A 15598-nucleotide genomic window follows, 5' to 3' on the forward strand; every position below is an offset into this window, starting at 1 on the left:
GGTCAGACCTTCGTGGGCTCGGCCGTCGGGAGGCCGGCGACCAGTTCGCCGCGGGGCAGGCCGGGGGTCTGCTCGGGCCGGTGGGTGACGATCAGGGCGGTGCGCTCGCTGGTCGCGGCGAGAATCTCCGCGGCGAGCGCGTCGCCGGTGTCGGCGTCGAGGTGCGCGGTGGGCTCGTCGAGCACCAGGATCGGGCGGTCGGTGAGCAGGGCCCGGGTGACCCCGAGCCGCTGGCGTTCCCCGCCGGACACCGCACCGCCGTGGCGGCCGACGGCGGTGTCGAGGCCCTCGGGGAGAGCGTCGAACCAGGGGCCGAGCCGGGCCCGGCGGAGCGCGTCGACAACCTCGGCGTCGCTCGCCGAGGGGCGGGCGAGGGCGAGGTTGGCCCGCAGGGTGCTGTCGAACAGGTGACTCCAGGATCCGCACCAGGCGATGCCCGCCCGGACGTCGTCGGCCCGCAGTGCGGTGACGTCGCGGCCGTCGGCCTCGAGCACGCCGCCGCTGGGTGGCAGGGTCCGCAGCAGCGCGGCGACGACCGTGGACTTCCCGCTTCCGGAGGGCCCGGTGAGCGCCATCCGCCGCCCCGGGCCCAGATCGAGGTCCACGCCGCGCACCGCGTCGGTCTTCGCGCTCGGCCACCGCACCGCCAGGGCACGCGCCTGCAGCGTGAGCGGTGCCGGGGTGGTGACGGGGGCGACCGGGTCGGTGACGGGCGGTTCGAGCTGTTCGAGCGTCTGGATCCGCCGGACGGCGGGAACGATCGAGAGCAGCCGCACGGCCGCATCGGGCAGGGTGGCCAGGGCCTCGGCGAGGGCGAGCGGGGTCAGTGCGAGCACGGCGACCGCCGGGCCGGGTAGCGTGCCGGCGGCGAACGCCGCGAGTCCGAGGGCGGCGCAGGCGAGGGCGGTCAGGCCGATCGCGAGCACGGACAGCGCGGTGCCCGCGCCGGTGGCCGTGGCGGCGCGGCGGCGGAGGCGGCCAAGGCGGGTGTCGGCCGCGTCGAGCTCGGCGCGACGACGGTCCGCGGCACCGAGGACGAGCAGGTCTGCGGCCGCGTCGAGCAACTCGACCGTGCGGGTCGAGACCTCGGCGCGCAGGTGGGCGGTGTTGCGTTCGGTGCGGTGCGCCGCCCACACAGACAGGGCCGGGGCAACGATCCCGGCGGCGAGCAGCCCGAGGGCGAGTGCGACGCCGGCCGCCGGGAGCAGCACGGTGAACACGGTGACCGCGGCGGCCCCGACGAGCAGCGCGGAGGCGGCCGGGAGGAAGACCCGGACCAGCAGGTCCTGCGGGGCGTCGGTGTCGGAGACGAGCCGGGTGAGCAGGTCCCCGCGCCGCTGTCGCGCGGTCGCGGCCGGGCCCAGCCGGACGAGGTCGGTCCACAGACGGACCCGCAGTGCGCTGGCCACGCGCAGAGCGGCGTCGTGCGAGACGAGCCGCTCGGCGTAGCGCAGCACGCCCTTGCCGAGGCCGAAGGCGCGCACGGCCACGATCGCGACCATCAGGGTCAGAACCGGCGGTTGCAGCGCGGCCGCGGAGATCAGCCAGGCTGAGGTGGCGGTCAGGGCGACCCCGCAACCGAGCGCCGCGGCGCCGAGCAGGGTGGCGGCTAGGAGCCGGCCTCGCTGGGCGTGGGCGACCGTGAGAACCCAGCGCAGGGCATCGCGGTACACGAGCGACCTGCCGGCCTCTGCGGACCGTTGGGGCGCCGGCCCTGCCGGCGTGGTCCGTTCACCGGGGCGACGGTCCGGGCCGGCCGAGACGACGGACTGCCGGCTCGACGCCGGTGGCGTGGCCGAGGCCGGTGTCGTAGCCGGTGTCGTGGTCGCGGAGGGTGTCGGGGTGAGCGCGACGATGCGGTCGCAGCGGGCGAGGAGCTCGGGCCGGTGGCTGACGAGCACGGTGGTGCGCCCAGCCGTGACGGCGGCGAGGGCGTCGCCGATCGCGGCCTCGGTCTGCGGGTCGACGCCCTCGGTGGGTTCGTCGAGCAGCAGCAGCGGGCGGTCAGCGAGGATCGCGCGGGCGAGTGCGACGCGGCGCCGCTGTCCGGTCGACAGACCTTCGCCGTCCTCGCCGACCGGGGCACCGAGGTCGACGTCGAGCCGGGCGGCCTCGGCGGCCCGGGCGATCGCGGCGGGGGAGGCGTCGGGGTCGGCGAGGGCGATGTTCGACGCGACGGTGCCGGCGAGCAGCACCGGGCGCTGGGGGACCCAGGCGACCCGCCGCATCCACTCCGCGGTGGCCACCTGGCACAGGTCCGTGCCGGCCACGGTGATGTCGCCGGCGTCGGGGGTGCGGAGCCCGGCGAGCAGTTCGATCAGGGTGGTCTTGCCGCAGCCCGACGGCCCGGTGACGCCGAGGAGCTCCCCGGGGCGAACGGTGAGGTCGAGGTCGTCGAGTACGGGTCCGGTCCGTCCGTCCACCCGCACGCCGCCCAGGGTGACGGGGAAACGGGCGGGGTCCGGCGCCGTCGCCCCGTCCCGCGCCGGGACCGGGGTGTCGATCAGGTCGAGGGCGGTGGTGGCGGCGGCGGTGCCGGCCGCGGCGTCGTGGAAGCGCGCGCCGACCGCGCGCAGGGGCAGGTAGACCTCGGGGGCGAGGAGCAGCACCAACAGACCGGTGGCGAGGTCGAGGGTGCCGTCGACGAGCCGCAGCCCGATCGACACGGCCACCAGCGCGACCGACAGTGTGGCGACCAGTTCGAGGACCAGCGCGGAGAGGAACGCCACCCGCAGCGTGCGCAGGGTGGTGCGCCGGTAGGCCTCGGCCATCTCGTGCAACCGGCCGGCCTGGTGGCGGGCGCGCCCGAAGGCGACGAGGACGTCGAGCCCGGCGACGAGGTCGAGGAAGTGGTGGCCGAGGACGGCGAGGGTGCGCCACTGCCGGGTGGTGGAGCGCTCGGTGTGCAGCCCGACGAGGATCGCGAACAGCGGGATCAGCGGCACGGTGAGCCCCACGAGCAGGCCGGAGAGCCAGTCGGCGGTCAGGATGCGGACCCCGATCACCGCTGGGACGCCGGCGGCGATCAGCAGCGCCGGCAGGTACCGGCCGAAGTAGCCCTCCAGGTCGTCGAGGCCGCGGGCGCTGAGGGTGGCCAGCTCCCCGGTGGGCGGCAGGTCTTTGTGCCGGGGGCCGAGGCGCAGCACATGAGCCACGATCCGGCTGCGCAGCTGCCGCACGACGTCGGCGGCGGCCCGGTGCGCCGCGACCTCGGCGGCCCAGGCCAGCGCGGCCCGCCCCGCCACGGCGAGCGCGAGCAGCCCGAGCAGCGGGGCGAGCGCGGCCAGCCCGGCGCCGCCGAGGAACCCGTCGGCGATCACGTCGGCGAGCAGCTGGGCCTGGGCCATCACCAGGACCGCGGTCGCGAGGGCGATGCCGACGCCGAGCAGGACGAACCGGCGGGCCGCGGCGGCGTGGCGGAGCAGGCGCGGATCGAGCGGCTTCATCGCGGGTGCGCGCCCTTTTCCAGCCGACGCGGCAGGACCAGCCCGGCGTCGCCACCGACGTCGGCGCGGGAGAGCCGCCGGCGGAACACCCAGAAGGTCCAGGCCTGGTAGGCGAGCACGACCGGGGTGATCGCCACCGCGACCCAGGTCATGATGGTCAGCGTGTAGGGCGTCGACGCGGCGTTGGTGGTGGTCAGGCTGTTCGCCGGGTCGGTGGCGGGCAACACGTCCGGGAACAGCGTCCCGAACAGCGTCACCACGACCGCGACGATCGCGCCGGCCGTGGCGAGGAAGGCCCAGCCCTCGCGCCCCTTCATCGCGAGCACAGTCCCCGCCACCAGGCCCACGGCCGCAACTGCGGCGGGGGCGAGCGTCCACAGCGGGCCGTAGCCGAACACCGCCCAGGCCAGGAAGGCGCCGCCCGCGACGACCAGCAGCGGGCCAGCGATCGACGCCACCCGGATCGCCCGGGTCCGGACCTCGCCGGTGGTCTTCAGCGCCAGGAACACCGCGCCGTGCAGGGCGAACAGCAGCAGGGTGGTCACCCCGCCGAGCAGCGCGAAGGGGTTGAGCAGGGTGAAGAAGGTGCCGGTGTACTCGTGGGCGGCGTCGAGCGGCACCCCACGGACGATGTTGGCGAACGCCACGCCCCACAGCAGGGCGGGAACCGCCGAGCCGCCGACGATCGCGAGGTCCCAGCGCCGCCGCCACGCCACGTCGTCGACCTTGCCCCGGTACTCCAGGGCCATCCCGCGCAGGATCAGCGCGACCAGCATCAGCAGCAGAGCCAGGTAGAAGCCGGAGAACAGGGTGGCGTACCACTCCGGGAAGGCGGCGAAGGTGGCGCCGCCGGCGACGAGCAGCCACACCTCGTTGCCGTCCCACACGGGGCCGATGGTGCCCAAAGCGACGCGTCGGTCGGTCTCGTCGCGGGAAACGACGGGCAGCAGCATCCCGACGCCGAAGTCGAAGCCCTCGAGCACGAAGTAGCCGGTCCACAGCAGGGCGATCAGCAGGAACCAGACGGTGGTGAGGTCCATGGCGGGCTCCTAGTAGCTCACGGTCGGGCCGGTGGCCGGGGCGCGGACGGGTTCGACGGGCGCGGGCGGGGGTGGTCCGGCCTTGACGTAGCGGATCATCAGCCAGCCCTCGACGACCGCGAGCGCCCCGTAGAGCAGCGTGAACACCGTCAATGAGATCCAGACCGAGGCGGCACCGACGCTCGGTGACACGCCGTCGGCGGTGCGCAGCATGCCGAACACGAGCCAGGGCTGGCGGCCCATCTCGGTGAAGATCCAGCCGACGCTGTTGGCGGCGAAGGGCAGGAACAGGGCCAGTACCGAGGCGCTGAGGAACCAGCGGGGCAGCGGTCTGGTGGCGCGCTTGCGGGTCAGCCACAGCCCGATCACCGACAGCAGCCCGGCCAGCGCGCCGAAACCGATCATCAGCCGGAAGGTCCAGTAGGTGGTCGGGATGTTCGGGGTGTAGTCCCCGGGGCCGTAGGTCTGCTCGCTGCGGGCCTGCAGGTCGCGGATGCCCTCGACCGTGCCGTCGAAGGAACCGGTGGCCATGAAGGACAGCACCCGGGGCACACGCAGGCTCCAGACCTCCTGCGAGCCGTCGAGCGAGCCGATGGTGAACACCGAGAACGAGGCGGGGGCGACGGTGTCGTAGAGCGCCTCGGCGGCGGCCATCTTCATCGGCTGCTGCTCGGTCATCAGCCGGGCCTGCAGGTCTCCGGTGACGACCGCGCCGAGCGCGGCGATCAGCGTGGTGACCAGGGCGATGCGGATGGACGGGCGGAAGACCTCGGTGTGCGTGTTCTTGCGCAGGTGCCAGGCGCTGATCGCCAGGACGAACACCCCCGCGGTCAGGAAGCAGGCCGTGATCGTGTGGGCGAACGCCCCGACGGCGGTCGAGTTGGTCAGGACCGCGCCGAAGTCCTTCAGCTCCGCGCGCCCGGCCGTGTCGTTGACGACCGCGCCGACCGGGTGCTGCATCCAGGAGTTCGCGGCGAGGATGAAGTAGGCCGAGAGCATGGTGCCGATCGCGGCCAGCCAGATGCAGGCCAGGTGCACGCGCTTGGGCAGCTTGTCCCAGCCGAAGATCCACAGTCCGAGGAAGGTGGACTCGAGGAAGAAGGCGAGCAGACCCTCGATCGCGAGCGGGGCGCCGAAGATGTCGCCGACGAAGCGGCTGTAGTCGCTCCAGTTCATCCCGAACTGGAACTCCTGCACGATGCCGGTGACCACCCCGATCGCGAAGTTGATCAGGAACAGCTTGCCCCAGAACTTCGTCATCCGCAGGTAGCGGTCGTCACTCGTGCGGACCCACGCCGTCTGCATGCCGGCGACCAGGAACGCCATGCCGATCGTGAGCGGCACGAACAGGAAGTGGTACACGGTGGTGATCGCGAACTGCCACCGTGCGAGATCGAGTGTCATCCGGCCCTCCGAGCGCCGAGTGCCGGTGCCTCCGGCCGGTGCTCACCATCCCGCCGGCTGTCTGCCGATCACTAGGGCCCAGCGACGGTCGTGCGCAGGACCCTCGCGGCACACCGCCGGGACCAAGGTCCTTCTGCGCCGTGAGGTCCCGACCGTGGTGGTGTGAACGGGTCCCCCGGGTTCGGCGAAGGCGGGCGAGGAGGCGCGGCCTGTTCGGCGGCTCGTTGCGGCGCGTACCTGCTACCTCGTGTCGTCCGGCCGCTCCGGCCCGTGGTGGTGCGGTCGGGGCGGCTCGGCCGTGTGCCGACCACCGCCATCGGGATCAAGATTGAAGCCGACGGGGGACGGATCGGCCGTGACCTCGGACACCGGGCCGGCGGGCCGGGCGGGATCAGGCAGGGCGGGATCCGGAGCGGGCAGCGGCACCGGCCTGCGGTGCAGCAACAGCGTCACGCACAGTGCCAGCCATGTGGCGCCGACCAGCCATCCGTCGAGGACGTCGGTCAGCCAGTGCGCCCCGAGGTAGAGCCGGGACAGCCCGATCGCAACGACCAGAGTGGCCGCGAGGACGACCGCGACCGTCCGTGCGGTCCTGTCCAGGAGCACGACCACCGCCACGGCGGCGAGGATCCCGAGGACGCGGTCGTAGAAGTTCTTGAGCGTCTCGACCAACACTCCCGCCCCGGCGGCGGTCACGATCACGACGCCGGCCTCCCACCGGCGGCGCCGCAACCACAGCACGACGGCGGCGACCGTGGCGAGCACCGCCATGCCCGTCGTCCCGCCGAGCGTGGTGCCTGCCAGGGCCGGTGCGGTTGCGGCGAGGGAGCGGTTGGCGACCGTCCAGTGAAGCAACGGGACGTCGGCGGCGGAGATCCCGTCCGGGTCGGCGACCGCGTCCACCACGGCCGCCTGGAGTGCTGAAATCGCTCCCCTGCTGCGTGCACGGAAAGATCTGACGAAGCCTGATATCGAACTACTCGAGGCGCTGATCGAATCCGCAGTCAGGAGATTCTCTGCGGACCCGTCGAGGATGTAGAGCTGACCTCGGGATGGTCGAGCGTTGGACCCAGAAGAAGATGGCCGGTCTAGCGTTGGAGGAGCGCAACGAGTTGGGTCTGTCGCCGTTCGATCCGCTGAGCCCGTTCGAACTGGCAGAGCACCACGGAATCCCCATCTACGGACTTGACAGTCTGGCCACCTCACCGCTGGCCGCCCAGGCCGTCATGCGGTTTAGCACTACCGGATCAGCGCTTTGGTCTGCGGCACTGGTTCCGGTCGGACGCCTCCGTCTCATCGTCGAGAACACGTCCCACTCGCCCGAGCGTCGGGTGTCGTCAATCGCTCATGAACTGGCTCATTTCTTGCTCGAGCACGAGTTCGAGTCGGCACTTCTCAGTGAAGAGAAGCAGTGTCGAAACTTTGACAAGACGAAGGAGGACCAGGCCAAGTTCTTGTCGAGCGAGCTCTCGGTGCCGCAACAGGCAGCTCGAAGGGTAGCCTTTCGTGGCTTGGATAACGAGCAGGTCGCGGCCCGCTTCGGCGTGAGCATCCAGTTCGCTCAAATGCAAATGTCGGGTGCGCGGAAATACGCACAACGCGCACTGGTGAAGCAGGCCAGATCAAACGCTGGACGCGGTGCATAATTCTGCCATCAAGCTGTCAGCCGGGATAGTTGTCGGAGCGTGCCTCGCCTAGTGAGCGGCTGAGCTGAGTGCCGCTGTTTCGAGCACGGACTGTGTCTCCAGGGAGCCACCCCGACCAGTACGGCGCCCTGCTCGTGCGGCGCGGTCGGGACGGCGGCGACCGGGCAGAACGGCGAACGGTCATCCGCGGAGAGGATGTGGCGCGCCGGTGTCATCCCGCCCGGCGGTGTCGGGGCTTTGGGCCCTGCCCGACGCCACGCGAAAGACCGACCATGCACACGCGGAGCCCCGTCCACCCGGGCGGACGGGCGAATTCGACGGGCTCCGGGCGGAGGAGGAAACCGATGAAGGCCGATGACGTGATGAGCCAACCGGTGATCACCGTGCGGCCCATGACCCCTGTACCCGAAGCGGCGGCGCTGCTGGCGTCGCACGGTTTCACCGCCGCGCCCGTGGTCGACGACCAGGGCCGGTTGATCGGCATCGTCACCGAGGCCGATCTTGTCCGGCACCAGATCCGTCCGGAGGGGTGGCCTGCCCGGTCGGGCGGAAACACCGTAGGAGAGGTCATGACGGGGTCGCCGCTCGCGCTGCGGCCCGTGGACGACCTCGCCGACGTCGTCTCCCTCATGCTCGATGCGCGGGTGCGGTCGATCCCGATCGTGGAGGACGACGGCGAGCTGGTCGGCATCGTGAGCCGTCGCGACGTCCTGCGGGTCGTCGCCCGACGGGAGCAGACCTCGGCGGAGGTGCGGAGCAGGCGCGGTCTCGCCCCCGATCCGGCGACCGAGGAGACGTCGGCCCGGGTGGGGGCGTCCGGGCGGATCGTCGTAGGGTTCGACGGGTCGCCGGCCGCGCGGGTGGCCGTGCGGGACACGCTGCTGGAGGCGTCGCGCCGGGGTGCGTCGGTGAGCGTGGTGGCGGCGTTCTCGCCGCCGGCGGTCTGGCCTGTCGTGTACGGGCTGCCGGCCGTGCCGACACTCGCAGGCCTGGCCGGCGAGATCGAGGGCGAAGTCCGGCGCACCGTCATCAAGATCCTCGACACCGTGCGGTCCGAGCTGGCGGGCGGCACCCCGCACGTGGAGGTCGTCGCAGTACAGGGTTCGCCGGGCGAGGTCCTTGTCGACCGGTCGTCGGGCGCGGACCTGCTCGTCGTGGGATCGCGGGGTCGCGGTCCGGGAGCGAGCCTTCTGCTCGGGTCGGTCGGGTTGCACTGCGCGCTGCATGCCCGCTGCTCGGTGACGATCGTGCGTCCGGAGTCCGAGCCGGTCGAGGCGCACGACGCCGCGGCGGCGGCCGGTGTCCTTCGACCCGCCGTGGCATCCCCGTGAGCGGGCAGGGCAGGACTCGCCTGAGGACGACCGCGGTGCGGGACGTCATGACGACCGACGTCGCGGCCGTGGCACCCGACGCCCGGTTCGAGGAGATCGTCGACCTCCTGCGTGGCCGCAGGACCCGCGCCGTACCGGTCCTCGACGCCGACCGTCATCTGCTCGGCGTCGTCTCCGAGGCCGACGTCCTGGAGACCGCCGAGTACAGCGACCCGGACCGGCCCGTCGGTCAGGCGCATCACCTGTGGAGCGTCCGCCGGGATGGCCCTCGCCCGTCCACTAGCGCTGAGGCCGCCGCCGCCCGTCCGACCACCGCCCGGGACCTGATGACCACCGAGGTCGTGGCCGTCCGCCCGCAGGACGGCATCGCCGCGGCGGCCCGCAGCATGCGTGCGCACCACCTGGGCTGGCTTCCCGTGGTCGATCCCGACGACCGGCTGGTCGGCGTCGTCGGGCGTTCGGACCTCCTACGGGTCTTCGAGCGCAGCGACGAGGACCTGCGGCGCGAGATCATCGAGGAGGTCTTCCTGCGTGTCCTGCTGGTCGACCCCGCGCGGCTCGACATCGTCGTCCAGAACGGGATCGTCACCCTGTCGGGGACCGTGCCGATCCGGGCCGACGCCCTCGTGGCGGTCGCCCTGGTCGAGCGACTGGAAGGGGTGGTCGCGGTGCAGGACCGGCTGCACTACGAACTCGACGAGCGCAGGTACGACAACCTCTAGGTCCGCCGGTCGCTGGGTGACCATGCTGGCCAGGCGGGTGAGCCGGCACGCGGCGCGCGCCGTGAGCTCGGCCCACGAGACCGTCCGGCGATGAGCGATGAAGAGACGACCGACCGGGCCTGGGTCGCCATACCGCGGGCCGGCGGCGCGCCGCCGGTGCGAGCGCGGGCCGCACCACCGCCGTCGAGATGACCATCGGCCGGGTCGGCAGGACGGCCACGAGTCGGCGTCCTTCCCGGGCTTCGGTGCACGCGTCGAGCGGCGCTGAGGATGGGGAGGCGCACGGCGTCCTACGCGCCACGATCCTGAGGCGAAGGTCCCGGGAGTTCGGGCCGGTGGACGCTGTCCTCACGGTCGCCACGGATGCGATCGTCGACGTCCGCGGAAGGGGTGGTCATGGACGGGCGGTCGTCGAGAAGGATCGTCGTCGGGGTGGACGGTTCGAAGTCCGCCCTGGTCGCGGTGAGGTGGGCTGCACGGGAAGCGGTGCGCCGCCGGTGCGAGCTGGCGGCGGTGCACGTCTACGGCTGGACGGGACCGGGGATGGTGTCCGATCCGGAGATCTGGGTGCAGTACCTGGAGCTGATCCGCCGGGCGGCGGCGCGGTGCCTTGACGAAGCGGCTGCGGAGGCTGCGGATGCCGCGCCCGACGTCGAGGTGGTCCCCCGGTCGGTCGAGGGCTCCCCGGAGCCGGTGTTGCGCGCCGAGGCCGACCACGCCGAACTGGTGGTGGTGGGCGCACGAGGCGCTGGTGGGTTCGTCGGGATGCTGCTGGGGTCCGTTGCGACCTCGCTGGTCGTGCGTTCCCCGTGCCCGGTCGTCGTGGTCCGGGATGCGCCGCGGCCGGAGGACGCGCCGGTCGTCGTCGGTGTCGACGGCTCACCGGCCAGCGAGGCTGCGCTGGCGTTCGCCTTCGAGGAGACGTCGGCGCTGGGGGCCCCGCTGGTGGCCGTGCACACCTGGTGGGACCTGCTCGTCGAGCCCGTGCTCGCGCCGCTGCTGGACTGGGACGCGATCGAGACGGACGAGCGTCAGGTCCTGGCCGAGCGCCTGGCCGGATGGAGCGCGAAGTATCCCGACGTGGACGTCCGGCGGGTCGTCACCAGGGACCGGCCCGCACACGCCCTGCTCGAGCAGTCGGAGACCGCCCGGCTCGTCGTGGTCGGTTCGCGGGGCAGGGGAACGACGGCCGGAATGCTGCTCGGCTCGGTCGGCCGCGCACTGGTGAACCACGCCGCCTGTTCCGTCGCGGTGGTGAAGCCGACCGCCGGGGACGGAGGGGAATGACCCCGCGGGCCCTCGGACCGCCCTTCGTCGCAGGGGCCGCAAGGGCCCGGGATCCTCTGCGCCACCGTGTTTCCTGATCGAATCAGAAGGTTCGCCCGGTGTGCCCGGCAAGTCGGGCACCTAAGCTCGATTCCTACCTCGTCGCGAGGCCCGCGCAGCGGTCGGGCTCATCGGGAAGCGGAGGTCAAAGGTGAAGCGCGTCGATCATCGGTACCAGTCGGGACTGATCGAGGTCGAATGGGTCGCCGAATGCAACCTGTGCGGCCGCAGGACCACCCTCGGGCGGCAGAGCCTGGCCCGCGATTGGGAACGGACGCACGCACGAGTCGGCTGTCGGCGTCGTCTCGTCCTCGACGAGAGCGGCCGTGGCTGGCTGCCGTGTGCCTCCGGCTGGCAGCAATAAGCGCCGGCCCGTCGGCCCGGTTCGGTCAGGACCTTGGCCTCTGCCCGTCCTCGGTCCTGGCTCCTAGCGTTCGGCCATGAGCGACACCGAACCTCCCGGCCCGAGCGCGACGCGGGATCCACGCGCGGCTGCCGATCTTCTGCACCGAGCGGCGCACGTTCTCCGGGTGGGAGCCCGGGACGCGGCGCGCGGCCCGTGGCGGTGGGCCGAACCGGACCCCGAGATGGCGCCCGACGAGCGGCTTGGACACCCCATGAGCGCGAAGGACGTGACCGCGGTGCGCGCCGTGGGTCCGAGGGGTCTCGGGGAGGACGCCGAGGCGATGTCCCGTGCGTACCGCGATCGGTTGACGACATCCACCCACGCCACTCCCCACCCCGGCCGCCCGCCCGCCGCCACGACAGTCGGCCCGGCGCTCGCCGAGCCCCTGGCGGCTCTGCTGGACGCGCTGGCCACGGGCCTGCCGGCCGGGCCGGACGGAACGTCCGTGGTGTCCACCGAGAGCTATCGGTCGGCAGTGGCCGTCGCCTCGATCGTCGTCGGATCGACGTAGGGTCGGTCCGCGGAGCCGGTCGCTCGTCGTGGGAGGACCTTCGACCGCCGTAGACGAGCCCCGCTCGGCACCCCATCGCTCCCATGCAGAGGGGATCCGGGGGGCGCTGACCACTCGGCACCGGCTCTCAGCGCGGGTGAGCCAGGCCGCCGTCGTCGACGCGGTGCCGGAGTTCGCTGACGACGTCGACGACCCCGTCGAGCCGGCGGACGAGGCGTTCGGCGGTCTCCGCCGTGCTGCGCTCCCCGACGACCCCGGTCATCGTGACGACCCCGTCGTGGACGCCGACGTCGATCCCGGTGGGGTCCTGCCAGAGCAGATGTACGAGAACCTCGCCGAGAATCTCGGCGCGGATCTCCTCGTCGGTGCGCAGGAACGTGCTCAGGACGTCGGCCCGGCTGACGATGCCGACGAGAGCACGGTGCCGGTCGACGACCGGAAGGCTCCTCACGCCGAGTTCGGTCATCAGCCGCGCGGCCCGGGCCAGGCTGTCGTCGGCCATGGCGGTCTCCACCGGCGCGCTCATCACGTGGCCGACCGTGTCGCCGGCCGCCCGGCGCAGGGTGTCACGTCGGCGACGGCCTTCCCACCAGTGTGGCCTCCGGGGGATCTGGTGGCCCTGCTTCAGTAGGACGTCGCCCTCGGAGACGACGCCGACGAGGTGGTCGTCGGCGTCGAGCACCGGCAGCGCGCTGATGTGCTTCTCGGCCAGGACCCGCGCGGCCTCCTTCAGGGGCATGGCGGGGCGGGCGGTGAGGACGGCGGTGGTCATGACGTCGCCGACGGTTAGGTTCCTCATAGGCTCACCCTGGTCCCGGCACGGAGGGTTCGGCAGTGCCACAGGTCCCGCCGCACCGGGGCCCAACGGCCGCTGGGGCGCGAGTCGGGTCCTTCGCCCCTTCAGCGACACGTCGGCCGCACGCGACCATCGAGCACGCGCACCTCCCGCGACCTGCGACAAGGATCGACTATGACAGAACCCGCTACCGTCTACCGCACCGTCCACGAGCAGCGGGTGGAACTGGTCGCCAAGGCCATCGCCGAGCAGTCGGCTCTCGATCACGAGGCCGCCGTGGCACTCGCCCGCCACGTCCTGCAGGCTCTCGACCACGTCCCGGAGAAGGTGCGATGAACGTGACCACGGCCGACGTGAGGAGCCTGGCCGAGGTCCGCCTCACCGACGCCGCCGCGGTCGGGCCCAAGGCCGCGAAGCTCGGAGAGATGCTCCGCGCCGGCCTGCCCGTACCGCCCGGTTTCGTGGTGACCGCCGATGCCTACCTCAGATCGATGGAGGCGGGCGGGGTGCGCTCCGGTCTCGCGCTGCGCTATGCCGACACGCTTCTCGGCTGTGACACCGTGGGCATGACGGCGGTGCTGGCCGAATCCTCGGAGGCGATGGCCCGGCTGGTGCGCCGCGCGGGACTCTCGGTCGAGCTCGCGGCCCAGGTGTACACGGCCTACGTCGGGCTCGGGGTCGACGTCGACGGGCCGGCGCCGGTGGCCGTACGTCCCTCCTCGCCCGACTCCGATTCCGGTCCCGTCAGTGCCCCTGTGATGCACGCGTACACGACGGTCCGCGGCACCGCGGACCTCATCGAGCGCATCGTCGACTGCTGGGCCCAGATGTTCGGCCCTCGGGCCGTTCTGCGCCGCTCACGGAGCGGGGCCCGGGCCGAACCCGCCGTCGCGGTCGTGGTGCAGGTGGCGATCCCGGCGGAGAAGGCCGGCGTCGCCAGTCCCGCCCGGGCGTCGAACGGGCGAGTGGACCGCGTCGTCCTCGAGGCTGCATGGGGCCGGGGCGAGGTCGTCGTGAGCGGCCGGGTGCACCCGGACCGTTACGTCGTCGACGCCTCCGACCTCCGCGTGACGTCGGTGCGAGCGGGGCGCCAGGAGTTCGAGGTCATCCCCGGCCGTGACCGGCCCGACGTGACCGTCCAGTTGGAGCCCCGGCACGCCGCGGTCCCGGTGCTGACGGACCAGGAGGCGGCGACGATCGCCGGGCTCGCGCTTCGGGCAGACGGCCTGTTCGCCGAACCGGCAGCGTTCGAATGGGCCACGGCTGCGGGCCGGACCTGGCTGCTCGAGGCGCGCCCCGTGACCCGAGCCTGACCGCGAACCGTCGGTGGCACCGATGTCCGGAGTCGCCAACCCGTCGCCGTCACCCCGTCGGTCACGCCGGGGCGGTCAACAGCTCGACCCATCCCTGCAGGTCGGCGAGCCGGTCGTAGTCGTCCTCCTCGATGCGTCGTCCGGTGCGCTCGCAGACCCGCACGACGAGGGCCTGGAAGTCCAGCGAGTCCAGGCCGAGCGTGTCGCGCAGGTCGTCGTGCGGCCCGAGGGCGTCGAGGGCCGGCCCCGGCGCGATCCCACGTAGGACGTCGAGCACGAGCACCCGGGCGTTGTCGGCGGCGGGCAGGGCGGTGGGGCCGGTCATCGCAGCTCCTCGGGTTTGTGCAACAGGTGGTCCAGCTCGCGCAGCAGCCGCGCGCCGGTGGTGCCGTCGCTCGCACGGTGGTCGGCGGCGAGGCTCGCGTCGACGACCGGGCGGACGGTGACCTGGCCCTCGATCGCCCAGGGCCGAGGGCGCGTCGTGCCGAATCCGACCAGGGCGATCTGCGGGGGATGAATCACGCCGGTGACGACATCGACGCCGAGGTCGCCGAGATTGGTGACGGTGACGGTCGCCCCGGACATCTCCGACGACCGCAGGTGGCCGCCGCGGGCGCGTGCGGTCAGGTCCCAGAGCCGGGCCATGAGGGCGTCGAGGCCCAGCGTCCCGGCGTCGCGCACCACCGGGGCCGCGAGCCCGCCCCCGCGCAGCGAGACCGCCACACCGAGGTGCACGGCCTCGGCGGGCCGGAACCCGCCGTCGAGCCAGTGGCCGTTGAGCTCCGGCACCTTCCCGAGGGCGAGGACGACCGCGCGCAGCAGCAGCGCGGCCGGCAGCACCCGCTCGGCGACCGGGACCTCGCGGTTGTGGGCGCGCAGCCAGTCCGCGGCCGGTCCCAGCTCGATCTGGGTCGAGAGGTAGTAGTGCGGGATCTCCCGATTGGACCGGGCCATCAGCGCTGCGGTCACGGCCCGCGGATCTGCTGACCGCCGCGGTTCCTGCGGCGCGCGCGGTGCGGCGGAATCGAGCACGTCCCGGGCGCGGACGAGCCCGCCGGGCCCGGAGCCGGTCAGTGTCGACGGGTCCACGCCGCGCAACGCGGCCAGCTTTCGCGCGTACGGGGATACACGGGCCCGGTCCGCGAGCCGTGGCCGCCGGGTTTCGGGAGCGTGCAGGACGGTCCGATCGAGGTCAGTGCGGGTGATCATTCCTTCCGGACCCGTCCCGGGAACGGTCGTGAGGTCGACACCCAGTTCGGCCGCGCGGTGGCGGACGATCGGCGAGCGGACCGGAGGGGGCGTGCCCCGCGGCGTGGGCGGCCGGGGAACCGGGCCGGGTGGCGGCTCGGGGGCCGTGGTGGCGCGCGGCGTCCCGGTGACGAGATCGTCGGGGGAGGGGCCGCCCGACACGCCGCTGCCGGCCCGTCGGCCGATCACGGCGAGCGCAGCTCCGACCGGTACCCGGGTCCCCGGCTCGACGAGCAGGCGGTCGACGACGCCGGACTCGAAGCACTCGACGTCGATCACCGCCTTGTCGGTGTCGACGACCGCGATCACATCTCCGCGGCGCACGGTGTCGCCCGGGGCGACGAGCCATTCCAGGACCGTGCCCTCCTCCATGTCGGCGCCGAGCGCCGGCATCCGGAACTCGCCCACG

Annotated in this window: 14 protein-coding genes; 7 read left to right on the top strand and 7 right to left on the bottom strand. The window is 72.9% G+C overall.

Features of this window, described 5'->3' with window-relative positions; all coding sequences use genetic code 11:
- Positions 1-2: 2 nt before the first annotated feature.
- From cydD to WBK50_RS08530, 4 genes are all read right to left on the bottom strand, one after another.
- Entirely contained in the window at positions 3-3446 is a 3444-nt protein-coding gene (gene cydD / locus WBK50_RS08515) for a thiol reductant ABC exporter subunit CydD (protein ID WP_341335066.1), read from the bottom strand.
- Positions 3443-4486 carry a cytochrome d ubiquinol oxidase subunit II gene (gene cydB / locus WBK50_RS08520; protein ID WP_341335067.1) on the bottom strand — a complete coding sequence of 348 codons (1044 nt, stop codon included), beginning with the start codon at positions 4484-4486 and terminating at the stop codon, positions 3443-3445. Before cydB ends, cydD begins: the two co-directional genes overlap by 4 nt.
- 9 nt (positions 4487-4495) lie before the next feature.
- Positions 4496-5890: a cytochrome ubiquinol oxidase subunit I gene (locus WBK50_RS08525; protein ID WP_341335068.1), complete on the bottom strand. Its 1395-nt coding sequence runs from the start codon at positions 5888-5890 to the stop codon at positions 4496-4498.
- 240 nt (positions 5891-6130) lie between these two features.
- Positions 6131-6793 carry a phosphatase PAP2 family protein gene (locus WBK50_RS08530; RefSeq protein ID WP_341335069.1) on the bottom strand — a complete coding sequence of 221 codons (663 nt, stop codon included), beginning with the start codon at positions 6791-6793 and terminating at the stop codon, positions 6131-6133.
- A 149-nt stretch (positions 6794-6942) separates the two neighbouring features.
- Here WBK50_RS08530 and WBK50_RS08535 point away from each other — a divergent pair, with 149 nt between their 5' ends.
- The 5 genes from WBK50_RS08535 to WBK50_RS08555 all read left to right on the top strand — a co-directional run bounded on the left by WBK50_RS08535 (position 6943) and on the right by WBK50_RS08555 (position 11832).
- On the top strand, positions 6943-7536 hold the full coding sequence (locus tag WBK50_RS08535) for an ImmA/IrrE family metallo-endopeptidase (RefSeq protein ID WP_341335070.1): 594 nt from the start codon (positions 6943-6945) through the stop codon (positions 7534-7536).
- A gap of 344 nt (positions 7537-7880) precedes the next feature.
- Positions 7881-8867, top strand: a complete 987-nt coding sequence (locus WBK50_RS08540) for a CBS domain-containing protein (RefSeq protein ID WP_341335071.1) — start codon at positions 7881-7883, stop codon at positions 8865-8867.
- A 47-nt stretch (positions 8868-8914) separates the two neighbouring features.
- On the top strand, positions 8915-9589 hold the full coding sequence (locus WBK50_RS08545; RefSeq protein ID WP_341335072.1) for a CBS domain-containing protein: 675 nt from the start codon (positions 8915-8917) through the stop codon (positions 9587-9589).
- 363 nt (positions 9590-9952) lie between these two features.
- Positions 9953-10876 (top strand): universal stress protein, encoded by a 924-nt coding sequence (locus WBK50_RS08550; RefSeq protein ID WP_341335073.1) that lies wholly within the window; start codon positions 9953-9955, stop codon positions 10874-10876.
- Between the two features lie 656 nt (positions 10877-11532).
- Positions 11533-11832 (top strand): hypothetical protein, encoded by a 300-nt coding sequence (locus tag WBK50_RS08555; RefSeq protein WP_341335074.1) that lies wholly within the window; start codon positions 11533-11535, stop codon positions 11830-11832.
- Positions 11833-11959: 127 nt separating this feature from the next.
- On the opposite strand, the gene WBK50_RS08560 is transcribed toward WBK50_RS08555, so the two are convergent.
- Entirely contained in the window at positions 11960-12631 is a 672-nt protein-coding gene (locus WBK50_RS08560) for a CBS domain-containing protein (protein ID WP_341335075.1), read from the bottom strand.
- 171 nt (positions 12632-12802) lie between these two features.
- On the opposite strand from WBK50_RS08560, the gene WBK50_RS08565 reads away from it, so the two are divergent.
- Both WBK50_RS08565 and WBK50_RS08570 read left to right on the top strand, forming a co-directional pair.
- Positions 12803-12964: a DUF6307 family protein gene (locus WBK50_RS08565; protein ID WP_341335076.1), complete on the top strand. Its 162-nt coding sequence runs from the start codon at positions 12803-12805 to the stop codon at positions 12962-12964.
- Positions 12961-13941 (top strand): PEP/pyruvate-binding domain-containing protein, encoded by a 981-nt coding sequence (locus WBK50_RS08570; protein ID WP_341335077.1) that lies wholly within the window; start codon positions 12961-12963, stop codon positions 13939-13941. The genes WBK50_RS08565 and WBK50_RS08570 overlap by 4 nt, the downstream gene beginning before the upstream one ends.
- 61 nt (positions 13942-14002) lie before the next feature.
- Here WBK50_RS08570 and WBK50_RS08575 read toward each other — a convergent pair whose 3' ends face one another.
- Positions 14003-14266 carry an acyl carrier protein gene (locus WBK50_RS08575; RefSeq protein WP_341335078.1) on the bottom strand — a complete coding sequence of 88 codons (264 nt, stop codon included), beginning with the start codon at positions 14264-14266 and terminating at the stop codon, positions 14003-14005.
- Positions 14263-15597 carry a dihydrolipoamide acetyltransferase family protein gene (locus WBK50_RS08580; RefSeq protein ID WP_341335079.1) on the bottom strand — a complete coding sequence of 445 codons (1335 nt, stop codon included), beginning with the start codon at positions 15595-15597 and terminating at the stop codon, positions 14263-14265. The genes WBK50_RS08575 and WBK50_RS08580 overlap by 4 nt, the downstream gene beginning before the upstream one ends.
- Position 15598 lies beyond the last annotated feature (1 nt).

The organism is Pseudonocardia sp. T1-2H (assembly GCF_038039215.1).
Classification (GTDB): domain Bacteria; phylum Actinomycetota; class Actinomycetes; order Mycobacteriales; family Pseudonocardiaceae; genus Pseudonocardia.